A 25362-nucleotide genomic window follows, 5' to 3' on the forward strand; every position below is an offset into this window, starting at 1 on the left:
CCCCCCCCCCCCCCCCCCCCCCCCCCCCCCCCCCCCCCCCCCCCCCCCCCCCCCCCCCCCCCCCCCCCCCCCGCGCGCCCCCCCCCCCCCCCCCCCCCCCCCCCCCCCCCCCCCGCCACAGCGCCTTTTCGTTACCGGCGCGAACCCGCGCGGACCCGGCCGTTCCACCCCGGTGTGAGGTGTGGCACGATGCTGGCTCACCGTCACCCTTCGCACAGGAGACAGCCCGCGTGACGCACAGCCCCACCGACCCCGCACCGTCGTTGGAAGACCTGTCGCCCGAACACCTCGCGCACCGCCGGGCCAAGCCCGTCCACTGGGTCGCCACGGCCACCGCCATGGCCGCCGTCATAGCCGGCGCGGGCCTGCTCCAGCCCGGCCGGGCCACCGGAGCCACCCCCGCCCCCGGGCCCGCGGGAACCCCGCAGGCCGCCGCCCCCGACGCGCACGCCGTCACCTACCCCCTCGACTGCAAGGGCACCCCCACCACCGTCACCGCCACCGCCCAGGGCGACCTCGACGGCGACGACCGCCCCGAGACCGTGGCCGCCGTCCGCTGCGACGCCGGCTCCGGCACCCCGCCCCACGCGATCTACGTCCTCGCCCAGGAAGCCGCCCCCGGAGCCCGGCCCCGCGTCGTCGCCACCCTCCTCGACCCCGCCCAGCGCCGCACCGCCACCGACCTGACCGTCCGCGACCGCGCCGTCACCGCGAGCCTCCTCGGCTACTCCTCGCCCGCCGTGCCCCGCTACAGCCCCGACGTCAAGCAGCTCGCCAAGTGGCGCTGGACCGGCGGGAAATTCCGCCAGGAGCTTACGGACTCGACCGCCGGACGTGTTTGAACCGTCACTCGGCGTCCGGACCGTACACCTCGACCCTGTCCGAAACGCGCCTTACGTGAATGCAGTCCCCCGGGCATTCCCTCGCCGAATCCACCACGTCCTGGAGCAGCGGCAGCGGAACCGGAGTCGTCGCCCCCGGCTCCACGAGGAGCTCGTCCCCGGGACTCTTCACGTACGCCAGACCGTCGATGTCCAGCTCGAACACCTCCGGGGCGTACTGGACGCAGATCCCGTCCCCGGTGCAGAGGTCCTGGTCGATCCAGACCTCAAGGGGCTCTCCGGCTCCGCCGGCGCCCCCCGCCGGGGCCTCCTGCTGCACGGTCATATCTCCTGCCGTTCCCTGCGCTGATTGATCCGTTCCGGAAGCGGCTCTGGACAAGTCGCGCGGACCCGGAAGGGTGTTGAACAGTTCGACCTTACAACCGGCTGCTTTCCGATGTTGAAGGGTGGGTATTTCCCTGGCGTGAGGGAGTACGCAAGGGTGAAGATCGGACACACCCCTACCGTCTTTGTGATCTAGGGGTTTCAATCACCACCAGCCCAGGTAGGGTCAGGAAGCGTCCAGCTCCCCTTGGAGGAGGTGAGGACCGTGGCAGCCCACGACGACGACATCAACCGCGGCATCCGGCCCGGGCGGGGGTCTGAGGACCCCGCTGGCCAGGTTGCCTATCTAGAGCAGGAAATCGCCGTCCTGCGCCGCAAGCTCGCCGACTCTCCGCGTCACACGAGGATTCTCGAAGAGCGGATCGTCGAGCTCCAGACGAACCTGGCAGGCGTATCCGCGCAGAACGAACGACTGGCGAATACGCTCCGTGAGGCCCGCGACCAGATCGTGGCCCTCAAGGAGGAAGTCGACCGGCTCGCACAGCCGCCGGCCGGCTTCGGTGTCTTCCTTCAGGCGAACGAGGACGGCACCGTCGACATCTTCACCGGCGGCCGCAAGCTCCGCGTGAACGTCAGCCCCAGCGTCGACCCGGAAGACCTCCGGCGCGGCCAGGAAGTCATGCTCAACGAAGCGCTCAACGTGGTCGAGGCCATGGAGTTCGAGCGCGCCGGGGACATCGTCACCCTCAAGGAGATCCTGGAGGACGGCGAGCGCGCCCTGGTGGTCGGGCACACCGACGAGGAGAGGGTGGTGAGGCTCGCCGAGCCGCTCCTGGACATCACCATCCGCCCCGGCGACGCCCTCCTGCTCGAACCCCGCTCCGGCTACGTGTACGAAGTGGTCCCCAAGAGCGAGGTCGAGGACCTCGTCCTCGAAGAGGTCCCGGACATCGACTACGACAAGATCGGCGGCCTGGGCGACCAGATCGAGCTGATCCGCGACGCCGTCGAGCTCCCCTACCTCTACCCCGACCTCTTCAAGGAGCACGAACTGCGGCCCCCGAAGGGCATCCTGCTGTACGGCCCCCCCGGCTGCGGCAAGACGCTCATCGCCAAGGCCGTCGCCAACTCCCTTGCCAAGAAGGTCGCCGAGGTCACCGGACAGGCAGCGGGCAAGTCCTACTTCCTGAACATCAAGGGCCCCGAGCTCCTCAACAAGTACGTCGGCGAGACCGAACGGCACATCCGCCTCGTCTTCCAGCGCGCGCGGGAGAAGGCCAGCGAGGGCACCCCCGTCATCGTCTTCTTCGACGAGATGGAGTCCCTCTTCCGCACCCGCGGATCCGGCGTCAGCTCGGACGTGGAGAACACCATCGTCCCGCAGCTGCTCGCCGAGATCGACGGCGTGGAAGGCCTGGAGAACGTCATCGTCATCGGCGCCTCCAACCGCGAGGACATGATCGACCCGGCGATCCTGCGGCCCGGCCGCCTCGACGTGAAGATCAAGATCGAGCGCCCGGACGCCGAGGCCGCGAAGGACATCTTCGCGAAGTACCTCAAGGCCTCCCTCCCGCTGCACACGGACGACCTCAACGAACACTCGGGCTCGCCCGAGGTGGCCGTCCACAGCATGATCCAGACGGTCGTCGAGCAGATGTACGCCGAAAGCGAGGAAAACCGCTTCCTGGAGGTCACCTACGCCAACGGCGACAAGGAAGTCCTGTACTTCAAGGACTTCAACTCCGGAGCGATGATCCAGAACATCGTCGACCGTGCGAAGAAGATGGCCATCAAGGCCTTCCTCGACCACAACCAGAAGGGTCTGCGCGTCTCCCACCTCCTCCAGGCCTGCGTGGACGAGTTCAAGGAGAACGAGGACCTGCCCAACACCACCAACCCGGACGACTGGGCCCGCATCTCCGGAAAGAAGGGCGAGCGGATCGTATTCATCCGCACCCTCGTCACCGGAAAGCAGGGCGCCGACACCGGACGCTCCATCGACACGGTGGCGAATACCGGTCAGTACCTCTGACGGTGCGAGGCGGCTGCGGGTGCCTCACACGGCACCCGCGGCCGCCTGCTTTACCGCCCGCCTTTTCCGGCCGTGACAAGGCGAAGTCAATGACTGAAATGATCTCCCCACCAGCGCGGAGTGGTTCTAGGCTCTTCCGTACCGCCGGTCGCGCAGTGCGGGAAGGGCACCGCACATGACGCACCGGAGCACCAGCGGTACTTGAGCGCCGCCCCCGAACGGGAGCGCCGCCGGGCAAGGAGGGCCGCATGACCGTACGGCGAGTAATGGGGATCGAGACGGAGTACGGGATCTCCGTCCCGGGGCACCCGAACGCCAATGCCATGCTCACCTCGTCCCAGATCGTCAACGCCTACGCGGCGGCGATGCACCGGGCGCGACGCGCCCGCTGGGACTTCGAGGAGGAGAACCCGCTGCGGGACGCCCGCGGCTTCGACCTCGCCCGCGAGGCCGCCGACAGCAGCCAGCTGACCGACGAGGACATCGGCCTCGCCAACGTCATCCTCACCAACGGGGCGCGGCTCTACGTCGACCACGCCCACCCCGAGTACAGCTCGCCCGAGATCACCAACCCCCTCGACGCGGTGCTCTGGGACAAGGCCGGCGAACGGATCATGGCCGAGGCCGCGGAACGGGCCGCCCAGCTGCCCGGCGCCCAGCCGATCCACCTCTACAAGAACAACACCGACAACAAGGGCGCCTCCTACGGCACGCACGAGAACTACCTGATGAAGCGGGAGACCCCCTTCTCGGACATCGTGCGCCACCTGACCCCCTTCTTCGTCTCCCGCCAGGTCGTCACCGGCGCCGGCCGCGTCGGCATCGGGCAGGACGGACGCGAGCACGGCTTCCAGATCAGCCAGCGCGCGGACTACTTCGAGGTCGAGGTCGGACTGGAGACCACCCTCAAGCGCCCCATCATCAACACCCGCGACGAGCCCCACTCCGACGCCGAGAAGTACCGCAGGCTGCACGTGATCATCGGGGACGCCAACCTCTCCGAGATCTCCACCTACCTCAAGCTGGGCACGACCGCGCTGGTCCTGTCCATGATCGAGGACGGGTTCATCAACGTGGACCTCGCCGTGGACCAGCCGGTGCGCACCCTGCACCAGGTCTCCCACGACCCGGACCTCCAGCACCTGATCACGCTCCGCAGCGGGCGCACGCTGACCGCCGTACAACTCCAGATGGAGTACTTCGAGCTGGCCAGGAAGTACGTGGACGAGCGGTTCGGCACCGACGCGGACGAGCAGACCAAGGACGTCCTGAGCCGCTGGGAGGACGTGCTGGGCCGGCTGGAGACCGATCCGATGAGCCTGGCCGGGGAGCTGGACTGGATCGCCAAGCGGGAGATCCTGGAGGGCTACCGCAGGCGCGACGGACTCGGCTGGGACGCGGCGCGGCTGCACCTGGTCGACCTCCAGTACTCGGACGTGCGGCCCGAGAAGGGCCTGTACAACCGTCTGGCGGCCCGCGGGAAGATGAAGCGGCTGCTGGACGAGCCGGCCGTCGAGCGGGCCGAGAGCAAGCCGCCGGAGGACACCAGGGCGTACTTCCGCGGGCGGTGCCTGGAGCAGTACGCGGACGACGTGGCGGCGGCCTCCTGGGACTCGGTGATCTTCGACCTGCCGGGGCGCGACTCGCTCCAGCGGGTCCCCACGCTGGAACCCCTCAGGGGGACCCGCAAGCACGTCAAGGAGCTCCTGGACCGCTGTCGCACGGCGGAGGACCTGGTCCGGGTGCTTTCTGGGCAGTGAGCGGTGCCTTCGGGGCCTGAAATCCCTCCGGCGAGGGAATCATGAAAGCAGCCGGACGTTGTGAAAGTACGGGGACGAATCCCGGACCCTCCTTGTAGGGTCCGGCGTAGGGTCTGATCTTGAGAGGTCCCGAATCCCGGGGTCTCTCCGTGTGAGCGCGCGAACCGAGCGGGGTGAGGTAGACATGGCGACCAAGGACACCGGCGGCGGACAGCAGAAGGCCACTCGCTCGACCGAAGAGGTCGAGGAGCAGGCCGCGGAAGCGCAGTCCGACCTCAAGGAACGACAGGAAAAGCTCTCCGACGACGTCGACTCGGTCCTGGACGAAATCGATGATGTGCTCGAAGAGAATGCCGAGGACTTCGTGCGGTCGTTCGTGCAAAAGGGTGGCCAGTAAGGCTTTTTGACCTTCGATTCGAAGGTCGTCTGCCGGGGTGGGGGTGTCCACGAGAACCGGCCGGCGTCATGCCGGCGTCGTGAGGACCGGGACCCACCCCGGTGCGGGCCCCGGTCCCGAGGGGATCACGATCATCGGACGGATAGGGTCCGGGGCGTAGTTCGAGATCGGCCGGACGTCACAAGGCGTGCAGCCGCTTACGTGGAAGGAAACCTGTGGAACCCAACACTCGTGGCACAGGGCGTCTACCGGCAGCCTTCCTGACGCCGGGGTCGTCGTCCTTCATGGACTTCCTGGGCGCGCACGCGCCCGAGATGCTGCCGGGGAACCGGAAGCTCCCGGAGGGGATCGTCGAGGCCCCGCACGGGACGACCATCGTCGCCGCCACCTTCCCCGGCGGGGTCGTCCTCGCCGGTGACCGGCGGGCGACCATGGGGAACATGATCGCGCAGCGGGACATCGAGAAGGTGTTCCCGGCGGACGAGTACTCCGCGGTGGGCATCGCCGGTACGGCCGGCCTGGCCGTGGAGATGGTCAAGCTGTTCCAGCTGGAGCTGGAGCACTTCGAGAAGGTCGAAGGGGCGACGCTGTCGCTGGAGGGCAAGGCGAACCGGCTCTCGACCATGATCCGGAGCAATCTCGGGATGGCCATGCAGGGGCTGGCGGTCGTGCCGCTCTTCGCGGGCTACGACGAGGCCAGGGAGAAGGGCCGGATCTTCTCCTACGACGTGACCGGCGGCCGCTCCGAGGAGCACGGCTACGCCGCCACCGGTTCCGGTTCCATCTTCGCCCGGGGCTCCATGAAGAAGCTCTACCGCCCCGATCTGACGGAGGAACAGGCCACGACGCTGGTCGTGCAGGCGCTGTACGACGCCGCCGACGACGACTCGGCGACCGGCGGTCCGGACCTGTACCGCAAGATCTTCCCCATCGTCACCGTCATCACCGACGAGGGTTTCCGCAGGCTGGACGAGGACGAGTCGCAGGAGCTCGCCCGCAAGGTGACGGACCGCCGGCTCCAGGAGCCCGACGGCCCGCGCGCCGCCCTGCTCTGACCAGTCCTCTCGTCGCCCAGAAGAAAGGGACGGACCAACGGTGTCGACTCCGTTCTATGTGTCACCCCAGCAGGCCATGGCCGACCGGGCGGAATACGCCCGGAAGGGCATCGCCCGCGGCCGCAGCCTCGTCGTGCTGCAGTACGCCGACGGCATCGTCTTCGTCGGCGAGAACCCGTCCCGCGCGCTGCACAAGTTCAGCGAGATCTACGACCGGATCGGCTTCGCGGCCGCCGGCAAGTACAACGAGTACGAGAACCTGCGGATCGGCGGCGTGCGCTACGCCGACCTGCGCGGGTACACCTACGACCGGGACGACGTGACGGCGCGCGGCCTGGCCAACGTCTATGCCCAGACCCTCGGCACCATCTTCTCCTCGGCCGGTGAGAAGCCGTACGAGGTGGAGCTGGTGGTGGCGGAGGTCGGCGCGACCGCTGCCGGAGACCAGATCTACCGGCTGCCGCACGACGGCTCGATCGTGGACGAGCACGGTTCGGTCGCGGTGGGCGGGAACGCCGAGCAGATCAGCAGCTACCTGGACCAGCGGCACCGGGACGGGATGACCCTGTCGGAGGCGCTGAAGCTGGCGGTGCAGGCGCTGTCGAGCCAGGCGAACGGTGCCGACAAGACGATTCCGGCCGAGCGGCTGGAGGTCGCGGTGCTGGACCGTACGCGGGCGCAGCAGCGCAAGTTCAAGCGGATCCGGGGACGGCAGCTGTCGCGGCTGCTGGAGGCGGAGGTTCCGGTGGACGCCCAGGTGGACGCCGTGTCGAACGACGAGGCGCCGGAGGACGACGCCGAGTAGTCCGGGTGTGCCGTGAGGCCCCGGTCCGCCCCGTTCGGGGGCGGACCGGGGCCTTCGTGCGTCAGGGGGCGGGGGCCGGGGCGGGGCCGGTGGAGTCGCGGACGACGAGTTCGACGGGGATGTCGGGGGCGGTCCAGGGGCGGCCGTCGAGGACGGCGAGGAGGGCGTTCATGCCCTGTTCGCCGACCTGTTCGGCGGGGAGCCGGACGGTGGTGAGTTCGGGTTCCACGGCGGTGGCCAGGCCCAGGTCGTCGATGCCGGTGACGGAGAGGTCCTCGGGGACGCGCAGGCCGAGGCGGCGGGCGGCCTTGCAGGCGCCGGCGGCGAGGACGTCGTCGTCGCACAGGATGGCGGTGGGCCGGTTCCCGGGGGCCGCGAGGGCCGTCTCCATGGCCGTACGGGCGGCGTCGACGCTGAGGCCGGCCCGCACGGTGCGCAGTTCGGCGGAGGGGCTCAGGAGGTCGGCGAGGGCGTGGGCGCGGACGTGGAAGGTCCAGGTGTCGACGTCGGCGGCGAGGTGGAGGAAGCGGCGGTGGCCGTGGTCGAGGAGGTGTCGGGCGGCTTGGCGGACGCCGTCGGCCATGGCGAGGTTGACGTGGGCGGCGGCGCGGCCGGAGGCGGGGTCGCTGTCGAGCATGACGAGGGGGAGGTCGTCGCCGCCGATGGCGTCGAGGGCGGCGGCGGCCATGGAGGAGGCGATGACGCCGTCGAGGGCGGCGCGGGCGGAGGCGAAGGGGTCGCGGGCGGGGCCGGTGCCGTCGGGGGAGGGGTAGAGGACGACGCCGAAGCCGTGGGCGGCGGCGACGCGGGCGGCGCCGGTGTAGACGCGGGCGAAGAACTCGTTGGTCAGGGCGGGGACGACGAGGAGGGCGGTGCGGGTGGTGCCGAGGCGGAGGTTGCGGGCGGCGAGGTTGGGGCGGTAGCCGAGGGTGGTGGCGGTTTCGCGGACGAGGGCGGCGGTGCGTTCGGAGACGCGGCCGCGCCATTTGTCGCCGAGGACGAGCGAGACGGTGGCCTGGGAGACCCCGGCGGCGGTGGCGACGTCGCGGCTGGTGGGTCTCGTCACAGGGAGCTCCTGAAGTGCCAGGTGGGGCGGGTGGGGCTGGTCCGCGGGGTGGACCCGGGGTCTGCGGCCATGGTACGTATGACGGGTTCAGTTATACGTATTACCCCGGAGGAGAGTCCGGGCAGAAGGGGGCATTCATGGCCGCGGGATACGCGGAGCTGCTCAGGACCCGTTACGCGGCGAGGCTGCTGGCGGGCACGCTGCTGGGCCGGCTGCCGAACGCCACCGCGGCCATCGCGATCGTCCTCTTCATCCGCTCCGAGGGCGGCAGCTACAGCCTCGCGGGTGCGCTGGCGGCCGCGTACGGGCTGGCCAACGCGGTGGGTCAGCCGCTGCTGGGCCGGGCGGTGGACCTGTACGGGCAGCCGCGGGTGCAGCTGCCGGCGGCGCTGGTGTCCGCGCTGGGCATGGTGTGGCTGGCCGTGGCGGGCACGGGTTCGATGGCGGCCGCCTATGCGGCGGTGCTGGTCTCGGGTCTGTTCACGCCGCCCCTGGAGGGCGGGCTGCGTGCCCTGTGGCCTACGGTGCTCGGCGGTCGCGAGGAGCGGGTGCACGCCGCGTACGCGATGGACGCGGTGGCCCAGGAGATCATGTACACGGTCGGTCCGCTGCTGGTGACGCTGTGCGTCGCGCTGTGGTCCCCGGCCGCCGCGCTGCTCGTCCTGAACGCCGTGGGGCTGGTGGGCGTGCTGATGGTGGTGCTCTCCGAGCCCTCCCGTACCTGGCGTTCGGCGCCGCGCGAGGCGCACTGGCTGGGGGCGCTGCGTTCGCGCGGGCTGCTGGCGCTGCTGGGGGCGTTCTTCTTCGTGGGCATGGCGCTGGGTTCGATCGCGGTGGCGGCGGTGGCGTACTCCGACGGCCACGGCGGCCAGGCGGTGTACGGCTGGCTGATGGCGGCGCTGGGTCTGGGCGCGCTGGTCGGCGGTGTGCTCTACGGTGGCCGGCAGTGGGCGGGGGCTCCGGAGCGGCGGCTGCGGCTGCTGGTGGGGCTGCTGGCGGTGGGCTACCTGCCGCTGCTGCTGAGCGTCGGGCCGGTGGCGATGACGGCGCTGGCCGCGCTGTCGGGGGTGTTCCTGGCGCCCTCGCTGGCGTGTGCCTTCATCGTGGTGGACCGGCACGCCCCGGCGGGCACGGTGACCGAGGCCTTCTCGTGGCTGGTGACGTTCTTCGGCGTGGGTGCGGCGATCGGTACGGCGGCGGCCGGTCCGGCGGTGGAACTGGGCGGTTCGACGGCCGGTTTCGCGGTCGCGGGCGGTGCCGGGGCGGCGGCCCTGCTGGTCCTGACGGTCACTCAGGGGGTCCTCGCCGCGGGCGGCCGCAGCCGGGCCGTCGCGGGGTCCGCGGGGGTGTCTTCGGAGCAGTTGATCAAAAACTGATCGGAACGCCGCTCTCGAACCCGGTTTCAGAAGAGGGCGGAAGGCGTAATGTTCAGTCATGGACCGCCGCATTTTCGGGCTGGAGAACGAGTACGGCGTCACGTGCACGTTCAGGGGACAGCGCCGACTGTCTCCTGACGAAGTGGCGCGCTACCTCTTCCGCCGTGTCGTGTCATGGGGCCGCAGCAGCAATGTGTTCCTGCGGAACGGCGCCCGCCTGTACCTCGACGTGGGATCGCATCCGGAATATGCAACTCCCGAATGCGACAACCTGACCGAACTGGTCACCCACGACAAGGCCGGCGAGCGCATTCTCGAAGGTCTGCTGGTCGACGCCGAACGCCGCCTGCACGAGGAGGGAATCGCGGGCGACGTCTACCTGTTCAAGAACAACACCGACTCGGCGGGCAATTCGTACGGCTGCCACGAGAACTACCTCGTGGCCCGGCACGGTGAATTCTCCCGTCTGGCGGACATCCTCATTCCCTTCCTCGTCACCCGCCAGCTGATCTGCGGTGCGGGCAAGGTGTTGCAGACCCCCCGGGGCGCGGTGTACTGCGTCAGCCAGCGGGCCGAGCACATCTGGGAGGGCGTCAGTTCCGCCACCACCCGTTCCCGGCCGATCATCAACACCCGCGACGAGCCGCACGCGGACGCGGAGCGCTACCGGCGCCTGCACGTGATCGTCGGGGACTCCAACATGTCCGAGACGACGATGCTGCTCAAGGTTGGTGCCACGGACCTGGTGCTGCGCATGATCGAGGCGGGCACGGTGATGCGGGACCTGACCCTGGAGAACCCGATCCGGGCCATCCGCGAGGTCAGCCACGACACCACGGGCCAGCGCAAGGTGCGCCTGGCCAGCGGCCGGGAGGCCTCGGCGCTGGAGATCCAGCGCGAGTACTACGAGAAGGCCCTGGACTTCGCCGAGCGGCGGGGGATCCGTACGGGGGTCGTGGAGCGGGTGCTGGAGCTGTGGGGCCGGACCCTGGACGCGATCGAGGCCGAGGACCTGGACCGGATCGGCCGTGAGATCGACTGGGTCATGAAGTACCAGCTGATCGAGCGCTACCGGGCCAAGCACAACATGACCATGTCCAACCCCCGGGTCGCCCAGATAGACCTCGCCTACCACGACATCCACCGTCGGCGGGGCCTGTACTACCTGCTGGAGCGCAAGGGGCAGGCGGAGCGGGTCTGCAACGACCTGAAGATCTTCGAGGGCAAGTCGGTGCCCCCGCAGACCACCAGGGCGAGGCTGCGCGGGGACTTCATCCGCCGGGCGCAGGAGCAGCGGCGGGACTTCACCGTGGACTGGGTGCACCTGAAGCTGAACGACCAGGCGCAGCGCACGGTGCTGTGCAAGGACCCCTTCCGGTCGGTGGACGACCGGGTGGAGAAGCTCATCGCCGGGATGTGACCGGTGGGGCGGGGGCCCCGTACGCGTTCCGCGTGCGGGGTCCTCGCATGCCAGAGCCTTGTGGCGCAGGGGGCAGCCCGTAGAGTGGGCCGCTACGACGGACCATTCCACCGACCCTGAGGACCACTGTGCGACGCCGACTTGCTGCCGCGCTCATCGTGCCGGCTCTGATGCTCACCGCAGCCTGTGGAGGGGGCGACGACTCCGGGAAGAAGGACTCCTCTCCGTCGGCCGACGCCTCCAAGCCCGCCGCCGACGTGCCGAAGCCGGTGGCGTCGGCGGACCCGATGCCGACGGTGGCCGGTGACGCGGGCAAGAAGGCCGAGATCACCGTCCCCAAGGGCGAGCCGAGCGGCAAGTTCGTGGTCAGCGTCCTCAAGGAGGGCACCGGCCCGGAGATCAAGAAGAACGATCTCGTGGTCACCAAGTACACGGGCAAGATCTGGAAGAGCGGCAAGGACATCAAGGGCTCCTACGACCAGGACGGCGAGCCGGTCGTGGTCCCGGCGGGCTCGCCGCAGATGCTGCCGCTGTTCAGTGACTCCGTGCTCGGCAAGAAGGTCGGCAGCCGTCTGCTGGTCGTCGCTCCGCCGGCCGCCGCTTTCGGTGAGCAGGGCCAGCCGCAGCTGGGCGTGGGCGCGAAGGACAACCTGGTGTTCGTGATGGACGTCGACTCCGTGATGCCGAAGAAGGCGGAGGGCACCCAGGCCGCGATCCCGTCGGACCTGCCGCAGGTCAAGGCCGACGAGGAGAAGGAGGCCACGATCACGATCCCGAAGAACGACCCGCCGAAGGAGCTGGTCGACAAGGTCCTGATCGAGGGCAAGGGCCCGGAGGTCAAGTCCGGCCAGACCGTGTACATGCAGTACAGCGGTGCGGCCTGGGCGCCGAACCAGGGCAAGGACGCCGCCAAGCTCTTCGACACCTCCTGGAAGACGGGCGCCCCGTTCTCGACGAAGATCGGCCAGGGCCAGGTCATCGAGGGCTGGGACAAGGGCCTCGTGGGCAAGAAGGTCGGCAGCCGCGTCCTGCTGGTGATCCCGCCGGAGCAGGCGTACAAGGACCAGGCCAAGGGTGAGGACCTGCCGGCCAACTCCACCCTGGTCTTCGTCGTGGACATCGTCGGCGCAGTGTAAGACTGGTGGGGTCGCCCCTTTCCGCCTCCGCGGCGAGGGGCCCGCATTCGTACGCATGAGGAGCAGTTCCGTGAGCGACAAGCTCGAAAAGCCCGAGATCGACTTCCCCGATTTCCCGGTCCCCGCCGACCTGGTCATCGAGGACATCTGGGAGGGTGAGGGCGCCGAGGCCAAGGCCGGCTCCGTGGTCTCGGTCCACTACGTGGGCGTGGCCTACTCCACCGGCGAGGAGTTCGACGCCTCCTGGAACCGTGGCTCCGCGCTGCAGTTCAAGCTGGGTGTCGGCCAGGTCATCGAGGGCTGGGACCGGGGCGTCCAGGGCATGAAGGTCGGCGGCCGCCGCAAGCTGGTCATCCCGGCCCACCTCGCCTACGGCGACCGCGGCGCCGGCGGCGCCATCAAGCCGGGCGAGACGCTGATCTTCGTCTGCGACCTGATGGCCGCCTGATCCACGGGCCGTCACCGCGCTGGGCCCCCGCCGTGAGGCGGGGGCCCTCGCTTTTGCCGGGGAGCGCCTTGGCGGTACGGTCAACGGTCACGAGAGTGTGTGCCGAGCAAGTGGGGGAAGGGCGTCGATGGCGATTGCCAAGGCCGAGCGGCTGATGAACCTGGCGCTGTGTCTGCTGGGGACCCGGCGTCCCCTCAGCAAGCGCGAGCTGCGCGGTTCGATCGAGGCCTACCTGGAAGCCGGGAACGACGACTCCTTCAACCGCATGTTCGAGCGGGACAAGGACGACCTGCGCGAACTCGGCCTGGTGATCGAGACGGTGGAGAACCTGGAGGGCGAGACCGGCTACCTGGCCCGCCGCGACAGCAACCGGCTGCCGCCCGTCTCCCTCGATGCCGAGGAGGCCGCCGCGCTGGGACTGGCAGCCAAGGTCTGGCAGCAGGCCCGCCTCGCGGGCGCGGCCAGCGGCGCCCTGCAGAAGCTGCGCGCCGGCGGCATGCCGGAGGCCGGCGACCCGTACGAGGGCCAGCACAGCGCCATCGAGCCGCGCATCCCCGTCCACGAGGCGGCCTTCGAGCCCCTGATGCTGGCCTGCCGCGACCGTCGGCCGGTGGTCTTCGACTACCGCAAGTCCAACGCCGCCCGGCCCGAGACCCGGCAGGTCGAGCCGTGGGCCCTGGAGTGCTGGCGCGGCCACTGGTACCTGGCCGGCCACGACCGCGACCGCGGGGCGGAGCGGGTGTTCCGGCTCTCGCGGATCACCGGCAAGGTGCGCTCCCGGGCCGGGAAGTACACCGCCGAGGTGCCCGACGTGGTCACCGTGCGCGAGACCGTCGCGGCCTGGGCCGGCGAGGGCGCCCAGCGGTCGGCGCTGATCCGGCTGCGCGCCGGGGCGGGCTATCCGCTGCGGGCCAAGGCCACCGCGGTGCGCGAGGGCGCCGACGGGTGGGACGAGCTGGAGATCCCCTACGGGCACGGGCTGGACGCCTGGCTCGTGGAGTTCGGCCCGGACGTGGTCGTGGTGGAACCCGCGGACCTGCGGGCCGACGTGGTGGACCGGCTGCGCGCCGTCGCCCAGGGCTGACCCGCACTTCACTAGCAACGCCCTGAGGGGGAGACGTACCAGCATGGCCGCGAACGCCATCGACCAGACCCGCCGGATGCTGTCCCTGGTGACCTACCTGCGCGAGCGCCCCGGGGCGCACGTCGCGGACGTCGCCCGGGCCTTCGGGATCACCGAGGACGAGCTGATCTCGGACCTCGACGTGCTGCCCATGTGCGGCACCAGCTTCCGCGGCGGGGACCTGCTCGACATCGACACCGACGGCGACCGCATCTGGTGGCACAACGCCGACGCGTCGGGAGAGTCCACCGCCGAACCGCTGCGGCTGGCCGCCGACGAGGCCACCTCCCTGCTCGTCGCCGCCCGCGCGGTGGCGACCCTGCCGGGGCTGCGCGAGAGCGACCGGGACGCCCTGCTGCGGGCCACCGCCAAGCTGGAGGCCGCCGCCGGTGAGGCCGCGGGCGCCAGCTCCCGGCTGTCGGTGACCTTCGAGTCCGAGGGCGGGGTCTTCGCCGACGTCGACCGGGCCATCTCCGAGCGGCGCCGGCTGTGGCTGCGCTACTACTCGCCGGCCCGCGACGAGCTCACCGAGCGCACCGTCGACCCGATCCGGCTCTTCGCGGTGGGCCACACCTACCTGGAGGGCTGGTGCCACCTCTCGGAGGCCCGGCGCACCTTCCGCCTCGACCGGGTCGCCGAGATCCGCCTCCTCGACGAGCGGGCCGAACCGCCCGCCATCGAGCCCCGCGACCTGTCCGAGGGCCTCGTGCAGCCCGCCGCCGAGGACCCGGAGGTGGTCGTCGAGGTCGGCCCCGGCGGGCGCTGGGTCGCCGAGTACTACCCGCACGACAGCGCGGAGGAGCTGCCCGGCGGCGGCCTGCGGATCGTGCTGCGCAGCCCCGACCCGGCCTCGCTGCGCCGCCTCGCGCTGCGCCTGGGCCGCGACGGGCGGATCGTCTCGCCGCCGGAGCTGGCGCACAGCGCCCGCAAGGCCGCCGCAGAAGCACTCGCGGGGTACGGGGAACGGGTCTAGAGGGGGAACGGAGAGATGTCGCCATCTTCCGGTCCGGAACCGGTCACCTTCAAGGCCGCCTGTCCCGAGTGCCGGGCGCGCTTCGAGCTTGCGGCGGACGCCCTGAGACTGGCGATCGGCGGCAGCCGGCGGACCACCTTCTACTCCTTCACCTGCCCCCAGTGCTCCGCCGCGGTCCGCAAACCCGCCGGTGAGCGGATCGTGGAGCTGCTGACCGGCGGGGGAGTGAGCACGCTGCGCAGCCTGTGAGACGGGCGCGCTAGGCTCCTCCCATGCTGTGGCCGATGCTTGCGATTGCCCTGGGTTTCCTCGGGGTCGCCGTCCTGTCCGTGCTGGCCCTGCGGGTCTTCCTGGAGGTCCGGAAGCTGTCGGGGCAGGTGGCCCGGGCCAGCCGCCGGATCACCGAGGCCTCCGGCGACCTGGAGCGGGCCGCGGCCGACCTGGCCGGAGCGGCCCGCCGCGAGGGCGCGCTGCGGCGGCCCTAGGGCGTCGGCACGCTGGGCGCGTCCGCTTTATGGAAACCGTGCGGCCGGACCCGTACCGTCGGAGCCGCAGTCGAGCGCGGACCCCCCTGGGGATTGCCGGGCGTTAACCCTCGGGGGTTACGATCCATGTCAGAGAAGGTGCCGGACGTGTGTCCGGTATCCGCGAGGCCACCACAAACCAGCCGTTTCGGTGAGTAAGGAAGACACACATGATCGGCAATCTGAAGCCCCTTGAGATCCTTCTGATCATCGCTGTCATCGTGCTGCTGTTCGGCGCCAAGAAGCTCCCCGAGATGGCCCGCTCGCTCGGCAAGTCGGCCCGGATCCTCAAGAGCGAGGCCAAGGCCATGAAGAAGGACGGCGAGGCCGACGACGCGCCCGCCGCCGCCCCGGCCGCCGACGCCCAGCAGCCCGTCGCCCCGCGCACCATCCAGGCCGCGCCCGGTGACGTCACCAGCTCCCGTCCGGTCGGTGAGCCGGGCCGTACCGCCCAGGGCTGACGCCACCCGGGGGTCACCCCCAGCACGCCGGTCATTTGCAACGAGACAAGGGACGTGGGTTGCTCAAGTCTGCCCGCAAGCAGGGGAATCGAGATCGGCTTCCGAAGGACGCCGAGGGGCGGATGCCGCTCGTGGAGCACCTGCGTGAGCTGAGAAACCGCCTGCTGAAGTCGGTCCTGGCGATCGCCGTGGTCACGATCGTCTGCGCCTACTTCTTCCGGCCGATCATCGACTTCCTGCTGGAGCCGATGCTCTCCTCCGTCGGCTGCGTGAACGGGGCCACCCACCAGCGCAACGGAGCCCCCTGCGCCGAGATGACGGCCAACGGCCTCACCGGGCCCTTCTCGATCGCGCTGAAGGTCGGCCTCTCCGCGGGCATGGTGCTGTCCGCCCCCGTCTGGCTCTACCAGCTGTGGGCGTTCGCCGCCCCCGGCCTGCACAAGAACGAGAAGCGGTACACGCTGAGCTTCGTGGCCGTCGGTGCCCCGCTGTTCCTGGCCGGCGCCGTCCTCGCCTACAAGATCCTCCCGCAGACCGCGGAGATCCTCCTCGGCTTCACCCCCGACCACGTCAAGAACCTGCTCCCGGTCGACGACTACCTCGACCTGGTCACGCGCATGGTCGTGGTCTTCGGCCTCGCCTTCGAGCTTCCGCTGATCCTGGTGCTGCTGAACTTCACCGGCATCCTCAGCGCCAAGCGGCTGGCCGGCTGGTGGCGGGGCATGGTCCTCGGCATCACGATCTTCGCGGCCTTCGCCACGCCCACCGGCGACCCGGTCACCATGCTGACCCTGGCCTCGCCGATCGTGGCCCTGTACTTCCTCGCCCTCGGGATCTGCCTCCTCAACGACCGCCGGCGCCGGCGCGCCAACCCGGACGCCGACCTCGACGACGACGAGGCCTCGGACCTGGACCTGACCCCCTCGTCCATCGGCGCGGCGGACGCGGCCCCGGCCCCCTCCGTCCTGCCCGAGCAGGCCGACGGCGGCCGCCGCCAGATCAACGGCTACGACGACGCCACCTGACCCCGGGGCCGCTCCCGGGACCGGCCGCGCGCCGTCCCGGGGGCCCGGGCCGATCACATAATGATCGGGACTGTTGTCAGAGGCGGCGGGTAGGCTCGACAGCAAGATGACCGAAGAACTCTCACCCGCCGAGCGGTACGCCGCTGCCCGGATCCGCGCCGCCGAAGAGGCCTCCGCCCTGGCCCCCTTCCGCGAGATGTACGAATTCGACCTGGACCCGTACCAGGTCGAGGCCTGCAAGGCACTGGAGGCCGGCAAAGGCGTCCTGGTGGCCGCCCCGACCGGCTCGGGCAAGACCATCGTGGGCGAGTTCGCCGTGCACCTGGCCCTTCAGCAGGGCCGCAAGTGCTTCTACACGACGCCCATCAAGGCCCTGTCGAACCAGAAGTTCGCCGACCTCGTCAAGCGCTACGGCGCCGACAAGGTCGGCCTGCTGACCGGCGACAACAGCGTCAACGGCGACGCGCCCGTGGTCGTGATGACCACCGAGGTGCTCCGCAACATGCTCTACGCCGGCTCGCAGGCGCTCGGCGGCCTCGGCTACGTCGTGATGGACGAGGTGCACTACCTCTCCGACCGCTTCCGCGGCGCCGTCTGGGAAGAGGTGATCATCCACCTCCCCGATTCGGTGACCCTCGTGTCGCTCTCCGCGACCGTCTCCAACGCCGAGGAGTTCGGCGACTGGCTCGACACCGTCCGCGGCGACACCGAGGTGATCGTCTCCGAGGAGCGGCCCGTCCCGCTGTGGCAGCACGTCATGGCCGGCCGCCGGATCTACGACCTCTTCGAGGAGGAGTCCGACCACGGAGGCCGCGGCTCCGCACGCCGCGAGGTCAACCCCGACCTGCTGCGCATGGCCCGCGAGGAGAACACCCGCGGCTACAGCCCCAAGGACCGGCGGCGCGGCAAGATGGTCCGCGAGGCCGACCGCGAGCGCGAGCGCCGCTCCCGCAGCCGCATCTGGACCCCCGGCCGCCCCGAGGTCATCGCCCGCCTGGACAACGACGACCTGCTCCCGGCCATCAACTTCATCTTCAGCCGGGCCGGCTGCGAGGCGGCCGTCCAGCAGTGCCTCTACGCGGGCCTGCGGCTCAACGACGACAGCGCGCGCCTGAAGGTCCGCGAGCTCGTCGAGGAGCGCACCGCCTCCATCCCCGCCGAGGACCTCCACGTCCTGGGCTACTACGAGTGGCTCGAAGGCCTGGAGCGCGGTATCGCCGCCCACCACGCGGGCATGCTCCCCACCTTCAAGGAGGTCGTCGAGGAGCTCTTCGTCCGCGGCCTCGTCAAGGCCGTCTTCGCCACGGAGACCCTCGCCCTGGGCATCAACATGCCCGCGCGCACGGTCATCCTGGAGAAGCTCGTCAAGTGGAACGGCGAACAGCACGCCGACATCACCCCCGGCGAGTACACCCAGCTCACCGGCCGGGCCGGCCGCCGCGGCATCGACGTCGAGGGCCATGCGGTGGTGCTGTGGCAGCGCGGCATGGACCCGGTGCAGCTCGCCGGACTCGCCGGCACCCGCACCTATCCGCTGCGCTCCAGCTTCAAGCCCTCGTACAACATGGCCGTCAACCTGGTCCAGCAGTTCGGGCGGCACCGCTCCCGCGAACTGCTGGAAACCTCCTTCGCGCAGTTCCAGGCCGACCGTTCGGTCGTCGGGATCTCCCGCCAGGTCCAGCGCAACGAGGAGGGGCTGGAGGGCTACCGGCAGGGCATGACCTGCCACCTCGGCGACTTCGAGGAGTACGCGCGGCTGCGCCGCGACCTCAAGGACCGCGAGACCGAGCTGGCCAAGCAGGGGGCGGCGCAGCGCCGCGCCCAGGCGGCGAGCTCGCTGGAGCGGCTCAAGCCGGGCGACATCATCCACGTCCCCACCGGCAAGTTCGCCGGACTCGCCCTGGTCCTCGACCCGGGCGTACCGGCCGGGCGCAGCAACGGGCACCGCGGGTACGAGTACGCCGAGGGCCCCCGCCCGCTGGTGCTCACCGCCGAACGGCAGGTCAAGCGGCTCGCCGCGATCGACTTCCCGGTGCCGGTCGAGGCCATCGACCGGATGCGGATCCCCAAGACGTTCAACCCGCGCTCCCCGCAGTCCCGCCGGGACCTGGCGACCGCCCTGCGCACCAAGGCCGGCCACGTGCAGCCCGAGCGGCAGCGGCGCGGCCGGGCCGCCGCGGCCGACGACCGGGAGATCGCCCGGCTGCGCGCCGCGCTGCGGGCGCACCCCTGCCACGGCTGCGACGAGCGCGAGGACCACGCCCGGTGGGCGGAGCGCTACCACCGCCTCAAGCGGGACACGCAGCAGCTGGAGCGGCGCATCGAGGGCCGGACGAACACCATCGCCCGTACCTTCGACCGGATCCACGCCCTGCTCACCGAGCTGGACTACCTGCGCGAGGACGAGGTCACCGTGCACGGCAAGCGGCTGGCCCGGCTCTACGGCGAGCTGGACCTGCTGGCCTCGGAATGCCTGCGCGAGGGTGTCTGGGAGGGGCTGAACCCGGCCGAACTGGCCGCCTGCGTCTCCGCGCTGGTCTTCGAGGCCCGCCAGTCCGACGACGCGACGCCGCCGAAGGTGCCGAACGGCCCGGCGAAGGCGGCGCTCGGCGAGATGGTCCGCATCTGGGGCCGGCTCGACGCCCTGGAGGAGGAGCACCGCATCAACCAGGCGGAGGGCGTGGGGCAGCGCGAGCCGGACCTGGGCTTCGCGTGGGCGGCCTACCAGTGGGCCTCCGACAAGAGCCTGGACGAGGTGCTGCGCGAGGCGGAGATGCCGGCCGGCGACTTCGTGCGCTGGTGCAAGCAGGTCATCGACGTCCTCGGGCAGATCGCGGCGGCGGCACCGGCCTCCACCGCCCCGCCGTCCTCGGCCGGGGGGAGCACGGTGGCGAAGAACGCCCGCAAGGCCGTCGACGCCCTGCTGCGGGGCGTCGTGGCCTACAGCTCGGTCGGATAGCGCTTTCGGTGCTTCCTCCGAGTCCGTGGACGGCCGGATCTCATCTCTTGCCATGATCGGCTCGGCGCGCCCTGTGCGACGATCGGATCCATGAGTGGGGGAACGGATGAGGGGCCGAGACGGGTCGGCCGGCCGCGGGCCGACCGGCTGAGACCGCCGAGCAGCCGGCCGCCGCGCGAGGAACTCCTCTGTGCGGCGGCCGAACTGTTCACCGTACGGGGGTACGCGGCCACCACCACGCGGGCGGTGGCCGAACGGGCCGGGATGCGCCAGGCCACGATGTACCACTACTTCGGCGGCAAGGAGGAACTCCTCGCCGAACTGCTGGAGTCCACGGTCGCCCCCTCCCTCGCGCTCTCCCGCCGGCTGCTGGACGACAGCGGCCGGCCCGCCGCGCTCCGGCTGTGGGAGCTGTGCCGTTCGGACGTGCTGCTGCTGTGCGGGGGGCCGTACAACCTGGGCGCCCTCTACCTGCTGCCCGAGCTGGACCGGCCGCGGCTGGGGCGGTTCCGGCGGATGCGCGACGAACTGCGGCACAACTACCGGGCGTTGCTCGACGCCACCCCCCTCGGCCGCGAACTGGCCGGGGACCGGGCGGGGCTGTCCCTGCGGGGGGACCTGGTCTTCGGTCTGATCGAGGGCGTCATGCTGGTCCGCCGCTCGGACCCGGACCGCCCGGTGGCGGCCTTCGCGGAGGCCGCCGCGGATGCGGCACTGCGCGTCGCGGGTGTGGCCCCGGCCTGCTAGGGGGTGTCCGGCGGCCCTGAGGCCCAGCCCTCCGGGTCGTCCCAGGCCTGGAGGGAAAGGCCCGATTCCAGATGGTGCGCGCGGCCCGTGACGGGGTCGGTGAAGGACAGGGTGCGGGCCAGCAGCTGGAGCGGACGCCGGTAGTCCGCCGGGTCGGCCGGCCCGGCCACCACCGGGTACACCGGGTCGCCGAGGATGGGCAGGCCCAGGCTGTTCATGTGCACCCGCAGCTGGTGGGTGCGTCCGGTGTGCGGGGTCAGGCGGTAGCGGCCCAGGGCGCCCCGGACCTCCAGGAGTTCGACCAGGCTCTCGGCGTTGGGCTCGGCGTCCGGCAGTTCGACGGCCGCCATCACCCCGCGGAGCTTCTCGATGTGGCTGCGCACCGTCCGGGGCAGGTCGACGGACGGGTCGTGGGGCGCGAGGGCCTCGTACTCCTTGCGGACCCGCCGCTGCTGGAAGAGGAGCTGGTAGGCGCCGCGGTCCTCGGGGCGGATGCTGAACATCACCAGTCCGGCCGTCATCCGGTCCAGCCGGTGCGCCGGGCTGAGCGCGGGCAGGTCCAGTTCCCGGCGCAGCCGGGCCAGGGCGGTCTGGGTGACGTGGCTGCCGCGCGGGGTGGTCGCCAGGAAGTGCGGCTTGTCCACCACCAGGAGGTGGTGGTCGCGGTGGACGACGCGGATCGGGAAGGGGACGGGCGGCTCGGCGGGCATGTCCCGGTGGAACCAGAGCCAGCCGCCGGGCTCGTACGGGTCCTGCGGCCGCAGCACCCGGCCGCCCTCGCCCAGCACCCGGCCGTCCGCGAGCAGCCGGGCCATGGACTCGGCGCCGCGCGTGCCCGCGTAGCGCTCGGTGAGGTAGTCGCCCAGGTGCGGCCACCGCCCGTCGGGGTCCGGGGGAAGGCGCATCCGGACCGGGTCGATGCCGTCCCGCTGGGGGAGGGGCGCGGGCGGGATGTGGGATCTGCGGCTCATCGGGACCAGGGTAGGCGGCTACCTCCGGGTGAACGTGCCCAGGTGCTCGGCGTCCAGGTACTCGACGCGGACCGTGCCGTCGGAGAAGGTCACCCCGGTGCGGCCGACGGCGTTCTCCCCGACGGTCACGAAGCTGAACGTGTCGCCGTCGTAGTGGGTCAGGGGGAAGCGCAGGGGCTTGGGGCCCAGGGAGAGGGTGAGGGCGCCCTTGGCGTCGGCGGTGACGGTGAGGGGGCCGTAGTAGGCGTTGTCGTAGGTACCGGTGTAGGTGCCGGCCGCCTTGGCGGGCGCGGCGCCGGCCGGGGGGTGGGCGTAGTCGGTGGTGGAGCGGTGGCCCTCGTTCAGCTGCTGCGCGTAGAGCGCGCCGGTCAGGGCCAGCCAGTCGGCGGTCGGCCTGCCGTGTTCGGCGGTGTCGAAGAAGTCCAGGGCGATGGCGTCCGCCTGGCCGACCGGGGCCGCGTTGGTCAGGACGACGATCCCGAGCTGTTCGAGGGGGAGCATCGTGACGTTGGTGTTGGCGCCGAGTTCGAAGCCGCCCGAGTGGCCCAGGCGCAGCCGGCCGTCGTCGTCGTAGCTGACGTTCCAGCCGAGCCCGTAGAACTGGGGGACGCCGCGGAAGGTCTGGGCCTGCGAGACGATCTCGGGCAGGCGGGTGCGGTTCAACTTGTCGGCGGGGACGACGCGCTTCCCGTCGAGGACGCCGTCGCCGAGCTGGAGCCGCAGCCAGCGGGCCATGTCGCGGGCGGTGGAACTGGCCCCGCCGGCCGGGGCCTGGGCGTCGGCGTCGCGGACGTAGCGGGGGCTCCAGGTGCCGTCCGGGTTCTTCACGTGGCCGTAGGCGCGGTCGGGGGCCTTGGCGTACGCGGAGAACTCGGTGCTGGTGTGCGTCATCCCGGCGGGCTTGAAGAGGGTGTCCGCGCTGAGCTTCTGCCAGGTGGTGCCGTGCCGGCGGGCGACGGCCTCGGCGGCGGCGGTCAGGCCGAAGTTGGTGTAGGCGTAGCTCGCGCGGAACGGGGTGAGGGGTTCGAGGCGCAGGTGGTCCAGGATGTACGACTGGTCGTAGCCGAGGTCTTCGAGGAGGTCGCCGGCGTGGTCGGGGAGGCCGGTGCGGTGGGAGAACAGGTCGGCGGGGGTGACGTGGGAGGTCACCCAGGGGTCCTTCAGCGCGAAGCCCGGCAGGGAGGTGCCGAGGGGCTCGTCCCAGGCGGCGGGGTCGGCCAGGGCGCCGGCGACGACGGTGGAGGAGAGCGGCTTCGAGACGGAGGCCAGCTGGAAGACGGTGTCCGGGTCCACCTTCGCGCTCTCGCCGGTGCGGCGGAGGCCGAAGCCCTTGAGGTAGAGCACCTTGTCGTGGTGGACGACGGCCACGGCGACGCCGGGGATGCCGGTGCGGCGCATGACGTCCGCGACGGTCGCGTCGAGCCGGGTCACCGCCTTGGCGACGGCGGCGTCGCCGATGCGGGGCTTGGGGGGCGGGGGCGGAGTCGGCTCCGCCGCGGCCGTCCCCGCTGCCAGCAGGATCGCCGCCCCGGCGAGCGCGGCGGCGCGGTGCGTGCGCATGCCGCCATTGTGCGCCTCCGCTGCGCGGTGCGCGGCCCGGGAACGGTGCGCCGGGTCCCCGCTGCGCGGGCCCCCGCCCCTACACGTCGGCAGGACTGTGAACAGCCCCGCCGGCGCGTGAGGAGAGGCTCCGCGCGGCGGCGTCGGGGGAGCACCCCGCGGGGAGATCAGGCCGCGGCTGCGGCGGGGACGTCCTGTTCGGCTTCGACCGTGGCGTTCCAGTCCCGCTTGATCGCGCGCCAGCCCTCGTCCGTCTCGCCGTGGCGCCAGTAGCCGGAGATGGACAGCCGCTCGCGGGCGATGCCCCGCTCCAGGCGGAGGTGGCGGCGGAGTTCCTTCACGAAGCCCGCCTCGCCGTGGACGAAGGCGTGGACGTCCGTCGAGGGGAAGTCCAGGCCGGTGACGGCCTCCAGCAGGGCCGCGCCCACCGGGCGGTCGCCGCGGTGGAGCCAGACGGGGGTGATGCCGTCCGGGGTGGCGATCTCCTGTTCGTCGGCCGGGCCGTCGATCTCCACGAAGGCGTACACCCGCGCCCCGCGCGGCATCCGCTCCATCGACGCGGCGATCGCCGGCAGCGCGCTCTCGTCGCCCGCGAGGAGGTGCCAGCCGGCGGCGCGGTCCGGGGCGTAGCCGCCGCCGGGGCCGAGGAAGTGGACCGTTTCTCCCGGCTGGACGCGGGCCGCCCACGGGCCGGCGAGGCCCTCGTCGCCGTGGACGACGAAGTCGAGGGTCAGCTCCCGGCGCGCCGGGTCCCAGGCACGGACCGTGTACGCGCGCTGGCGCGGCCAGGCCTCGCGGTGGTGCGTGGCGCGGATGACGTCCAGGTCCCAGGGCTCCGCGTACCGCACGCCCTCGGGCTCGAAGAGGAGCTTGACGTAGTGGTCGGTGTGCGCGCCCGCGCCGAAGCCGGCCAGCCCGTCTCCGCCCAGCACGAGGCGCACCATGTGGGGTGTCAGCCGTTCGGTGCGCACGACGACTGCGGTGCTGACGGTACGGGCGCGTCCTTCTGCCACGGTGTCTCCCCTGACGCTCACGAAGCTTAGGATTACCTAAGTTAGCACCTCATGGGCGGAGCGCGCTGCTCAGGCGTGACATCGCTCCTCCCAGACCCCACCGATGGGCGAGCGCGTCGACCATCTCGGGGCGGGCGGGGGACTGCGGCAGAGCCGGGTCGAAGGCGGGCAGGGGGACGTCCGCGGCCACCTGGACGACCTTGGGAGCCACCGCCAGGTACGGGCGGGATTCGTCCAGGCGCTTGCGCTGGGTCGGGGTGAGCTTCGACTTCGGGTCGTCGACGGCCGCGATGATCCCGGCCAGGGACCCGTACGCGTCCAGCAGCTTGGCGGCGGTCTTCTCGCCGATGCCGGGCACCCCCGGCAGTCCGTCGCTCGGGTCCCCGCGCAGCAGCGCGAGGTCCGCGTAGCCGGGGCCGTCCACCCCGTACTTCTCACGCAGCCACGCCTCGTCGGTCACCTGGAGGGTGCCCACGCCCTTGAGCGGGTACAGGACCCGGCGCGCCCGGGCGTCGTCCACCAGCTGGTAGAGGTCCCGGTCGCCGGTGACGATGTCCACCGGGCCGGTGGCGCGGGCCGTCAGGGTGCCGATCACGTCGTCCGCCTCGTAGCCGGCCACTCCCACGCGGGCGATGCCGAACGCGTCCAGCGCCGCCTCGATGATCGGGACCTGCGGGGCCAGGGTGTCCGGGGTCTCCTCCACGTCCGGGCCCGACTCCGACACCTCCGCGACCCGGTGCGCCTTGTACGAGGGGATCAGCGCCACCCGCCAGTGCGGCCGCCAGTCGGCGTCCATGCACGCCACCAGGTCGTCGGGGCGGTGGTCCTGCACCAGCCGCCCGATGAAGTCGAGGAGCCCGCGCACGGCGTTGACGGGAGTGCCGTCCGGGGCCTTCACGGAGTCCGGGACGCCGAAGTAGGCGCGGTAGTAGAGGGACGCGGTGTCCAGGAGCATCAGCCGTCGTGTGGTCATGGAGGCGATGATGCCGTAACCCCGCCCGGCCGAGGCCCGTCACCCCTGGTGGGTGAATGATCACTCAAACAGTTCCTCCGGCGCGCGCGCCCGCACTTCCTCCCCGAGGGTGTTGATCACAGGCGGGCCGCTCGGCCGCGCCCGGTCCCCGCGCGAGGAGCTTCGTACGCCCTGCCCGCACGTGCCGTCCCGGCGCGCTGCCGGCCGGTGCGGCGCGGCCCCGCCCCAGCCCCCACCAGGAGGCCCCGATGGATGCCGCCCAGTCCACCGCACCCGCCCGCCGGACCGTCATCAGGGCCGGGGCGGTGGCCGCCGCCGCCCCTGTCGCTTTTACACATCTCCGAGCCCACGAGACCGGTTACGGCATCTGGG

The 25362-nt window shown here is 71.4% G+C and carries 24 protein-coding genes; 18 read left to right on the forward strand and 6 right to left on the reverse strand.

Going from position 1 to position 25362, the window contains the following annotated elements:
- The first annotated feature begins 263 nt into the window (after positions 1-263).
- Positions 264-842, forward strand: coding sequence for a hypothetical protein (locus tag WDV06_RS28160; RefSeq protein WP_395512624.1), 579 nt, complete (start codon positions 264-266; stop codon positions 840-842).
- Positions 843-846: 4 nt separating this feature from the next.
- Here WDV06_RS28160 and WDV06_RS28165 read toward each other — a convergent pair whose 3' ends face one another.
- Positions 847-1167, reverse strand: coding sequence for a ferredoxin (locus WDV06_RS28165; protein ID WP_395512603.1), 321 nt, complete (start codon positions 1165-1167; stop codon positions 847-849).
- Positions 1168-1431: 264 nt separating this feature from the next.
- Here WDV06_RS28165 and arc point away from each other — a divergent pair, with 264 nt between their 5' ends.
- The 5 genes from arc to prcA all read left to right on the forward strand — a co-directional run bounded on the left by arc (position 1432) and on the right by prcA (position 7215).
- Positions 1432-3198, forward strand: a complete 1767-nt coding sequence (arc, locus tag WDV06_RS28170) for a proteasome ATPase (protein WP_395512604.1) — start codon at positions 1432-1434, stop codon at positions 3196-3198.
- A 248-nt stretch (positions 3199-3446) separates the two neighbouring features.
- On the forward strand, positions 3447-4958 hold the full coding sequence (dop, locus tag WDV06_RS28175; RefSeq protein ID WP_395512605.1) for a depupylase/deamidase Dop: 1512 nt from the start codon (positions 3447-3449) through the stop codon (positions 4956-4958).
- A 184-nt stretch (positions 4959-5142) separates the two neighbouring features.
- Positions 5143-5355, forward strand: a complete 213-nt coding sequence (locus WDV06_RS28180; RefSeq protein WP_042803062.1) for a ubiquitin-like protein Pup — start codon at positions 5143-5145, stop codon at positions 5353-5355.
- Positions 5356-5570: 215 nt separating this feature from the next.
- Positions 5571-6410 carry a proteasome subunit beta gene (prcB, locus tag WDV06_RS28185; protein ID WP_395512606.1) on the forward strand — a complete coding sequence of 280 codons (840 nt, stop codon included), beginning with the start codon at positions 5571-5573 and terminating at the stop codon, positions 6408-6410.
- A 40-nt stretch (positions 6411-6450) separates the two neighbouring features.
- Positions 6451-7215 carry a proteasome subunit alpha gene (gene prcA, locus WDV06_RS28190; RefSeq protein ID WP_395512607.1) on the forward strand — a complete coding sequence of 255 codons (765 nt, stop codon included), beginning with the start codon at positions 6451-6453 and terminating at the stop codon, positions 7213-7215.
- A 61-nt stretch (positions 7216-7276) separates the two neighbouring features.
- Here prcA and WDV06_RS28195 read toward each other — a convergent pair whose 3' ends face one another.
- Complete coding sequence (locus WDV06_RS28195; protein WP_395512608.1) at positions 7277-8281, reverse strand: LacI family DNA-binding transcriptional regulator; 1005 nt, start codon at positions 8279-8281, stop codon at positions 7277-7279.
- Between the two features lie 137 nt (positions 8282-8418).
- Here WDV06_RS28195 and WDV06_RS28200 point away from each other — a divergent pair, with 137 nt between their 5' ends.
- The 12 genes from WDV06_RS28200 to WDV06_RS28255 all read left to right on the forward strand — a co-directional run bounded on the left by WDV06_RS28200 (position 8419) and on the right by WDV06_RS28255 (position 20473).
- Positions 8419-9657, forward strand: coding sequence for an MFS transporter (locus WDV06_RS28200; protein ID WP_395512609.1), 1239 nt, complete (start codon positions 8419-8421; stop codon positions 9655-9657).
- Positions 9658-9715: 58 nt separating this feature from the next.
- Positions 9716-11077 (forward strand): Pup--protein ligase, encoded by a 1362-nt coding sequence (pafA, locus tag WDV06_RS28205; protein WP_395512610.1) that lies wholly within the window; start codon positions 9716-9718, stop codon positions 11075-11077.
- 128 nt (positions 11078-11205) lie between these two features.
- Entirely contained in the window at positions 11206-12213 is a 1008-nt protein-coding gene (locus WDV06_RS28210) for an FKBP-type peptidyl-prolyl cis-trans isomerase (protein WP_395512611.1), read from the forward strand.
- Between the two features lie 55 nt (positions 12214-12268).
- A complete protein-coding gene (locus tag WDV06_RS28215) occupies positions 12269-12661 on the forward strand; it encodes an FKBP-type peptidyl-prolyl cis-trans isomerase (protein ID WP_395512612.1) in 393 nt (130 codons plus the stop codon).
- Positions 12662-12788: 127 nt separating this feature from the next.
- Complete coding sequence (locus WDV06_RS28220) at positions 12789-13745, forward strand: helix-turn-helix transcriptional regulator (RefSeq protein WP_395512613.1); 957 nt, start codon at positions 12789-12791, stop codon at positions 13743-13745.
- 43 nt (positions 13746-13788) lie between these two features.
- Complete coding sequence (locus WDV06_RS28225; RefSeq protein ID WP_395512614.1) at positions 13789-14757, forward strand: helix-turn-helix transcriptional regulator; 969 nt, start codon at positions 13789-13791, stop codon at positions 14755-14757.
- A 15-nt stretch (positions 14758-14772) separates the two neighbouring features.
- Entirely contained in the window at positions 14773-15006 is a 234-nt protein-coding gene (locus tag WDV06_RS28230; protein ID WP_395512615.1) for a CpXC domain-containing protein, read from the forward strand.
- 23 nt (positions 15007-15029) lie between these two features.
- On the forward strand, positions 15030-15242 hold the full coding sequence (locus tag WDV06_RS28235; protein ID WP_395512616.1) for a hypothetical protein: 213 nt from the start codon (positions 15030-15032) through the stop codon (positions 15240-15242).
- 209 nt (positions 15243-15451) lie between these two features.
- Complete coding sequence (gene tatA / locus WDV06_RS28240) at positions 15452-15742, forward strand: Sec-independent protein translocase subunit TatA (RefSeq protein WP_395512617.1); 291 nt, start codon at positions 15452-15454, stop codon at positions 15740-15742.
- A gap of 59 nt (positions 15743-15801) precedes the next feature.
- Positions 15802-16767, forward strand: a complete 966-nt coding sequence (tatC, locus tag WDV06_RS28245; protein ID WP_395512618.1) for a twin-arginine translocase subunit TatC — start codon at positions 15802-15804, stop codon at positions 16765-16767.
- A 106-nt stretch (positions 16768-16873) separates the two neighbouring features.
- Complete coding sequence (locus WDV06_RS28250; protein WP_395512619.1) at positions 16874-19726, forward strand: DEAD/DEAH box helicase; 2853 nt, start codon at positions 16874-16876, stop codon at positions 19724-19726.
- A gap of 90 nt (positions 19727-19816) precedes the next feature.
- The gene (locus tag WDV06_RS28255) at positions 19817-20473 is read left to right on the forward strand and encodes a TetR/AcrR family transcriptional regulator (protein WP_395512620.1); all 657 of its coding nucleotides are present in this window, start codon (positions 19817-19819) and stop codon (positions 20471-20473) included.
- Here the strand turns inward: WDV06_RS28255 and WDV06_RS28260 are convergent.
- The 4 genes from WDV06_RS28260 to WDV06_RS28275 all read right to left on the reverse strand — a co-directional run bounded on the left by WDV06_RS28260 (position 20470) and on the right by WDV06_RS28275 (position 24972).
- A complete protein-coding gene (locus WDV06_RS28260; protein ID WP_395512621.1) occupies positions 20470-21444 on the reverse strand; it encodes a pseudouridine synthase in 975 nt (324 codons plus the stop codon). The genes WDV06_RS28255 and WDV06_RS28260 overlap by 4 nt on opposite strands.
- Before the next feature lie 18 nt (positions 21445-21462).
- On the reverse strand, positions 21463-23004 hold the full coding sequence (locus WDV06_RS28265; protein WP_395512622.1) for a serine hydrolase: 1542 nt from the start codon (positions 23002-23004) through the stop codon (positions 21463-21465).
- A gap of 167 nt (positions 23005-23171) precedes the next feature.
- Positions 23172-24017, reverse strand: a complete 846-nt coding sequence (locus tag WDV06_RS28270; RefSeq protein ID WP_395512623.1) for a siderophore-interacting protein — start codon at positions 24015-24017, stop codon at positions 23172-23174.
- A gap of 49 nt (positions 24018-24066) precedes the next feature.
- Positions 24067-24972, reverse strand: a complete 906-nt coding sequence (locus tag WDV06_RS28275) for a 5'-3' exonuclease (protein ID WP_395512625.1) — start codon at positions 24970-24972, stop codon at positions 24067-24069.
- Positions 24973-25362: the final 390 nt, after the last annotated feature.

Source organism: Streptomyces racemochromogenes (genome assembly GCF_044129415.1).
In the GTDB taxonomy this organism is placed as follows: domain Bacteria; phylum Actinomycetota; class Actinomycetes; order Streptomycetales; family Streptomycetaceae; genus Streptomyces; species Streptomyces racemochromogenes_A.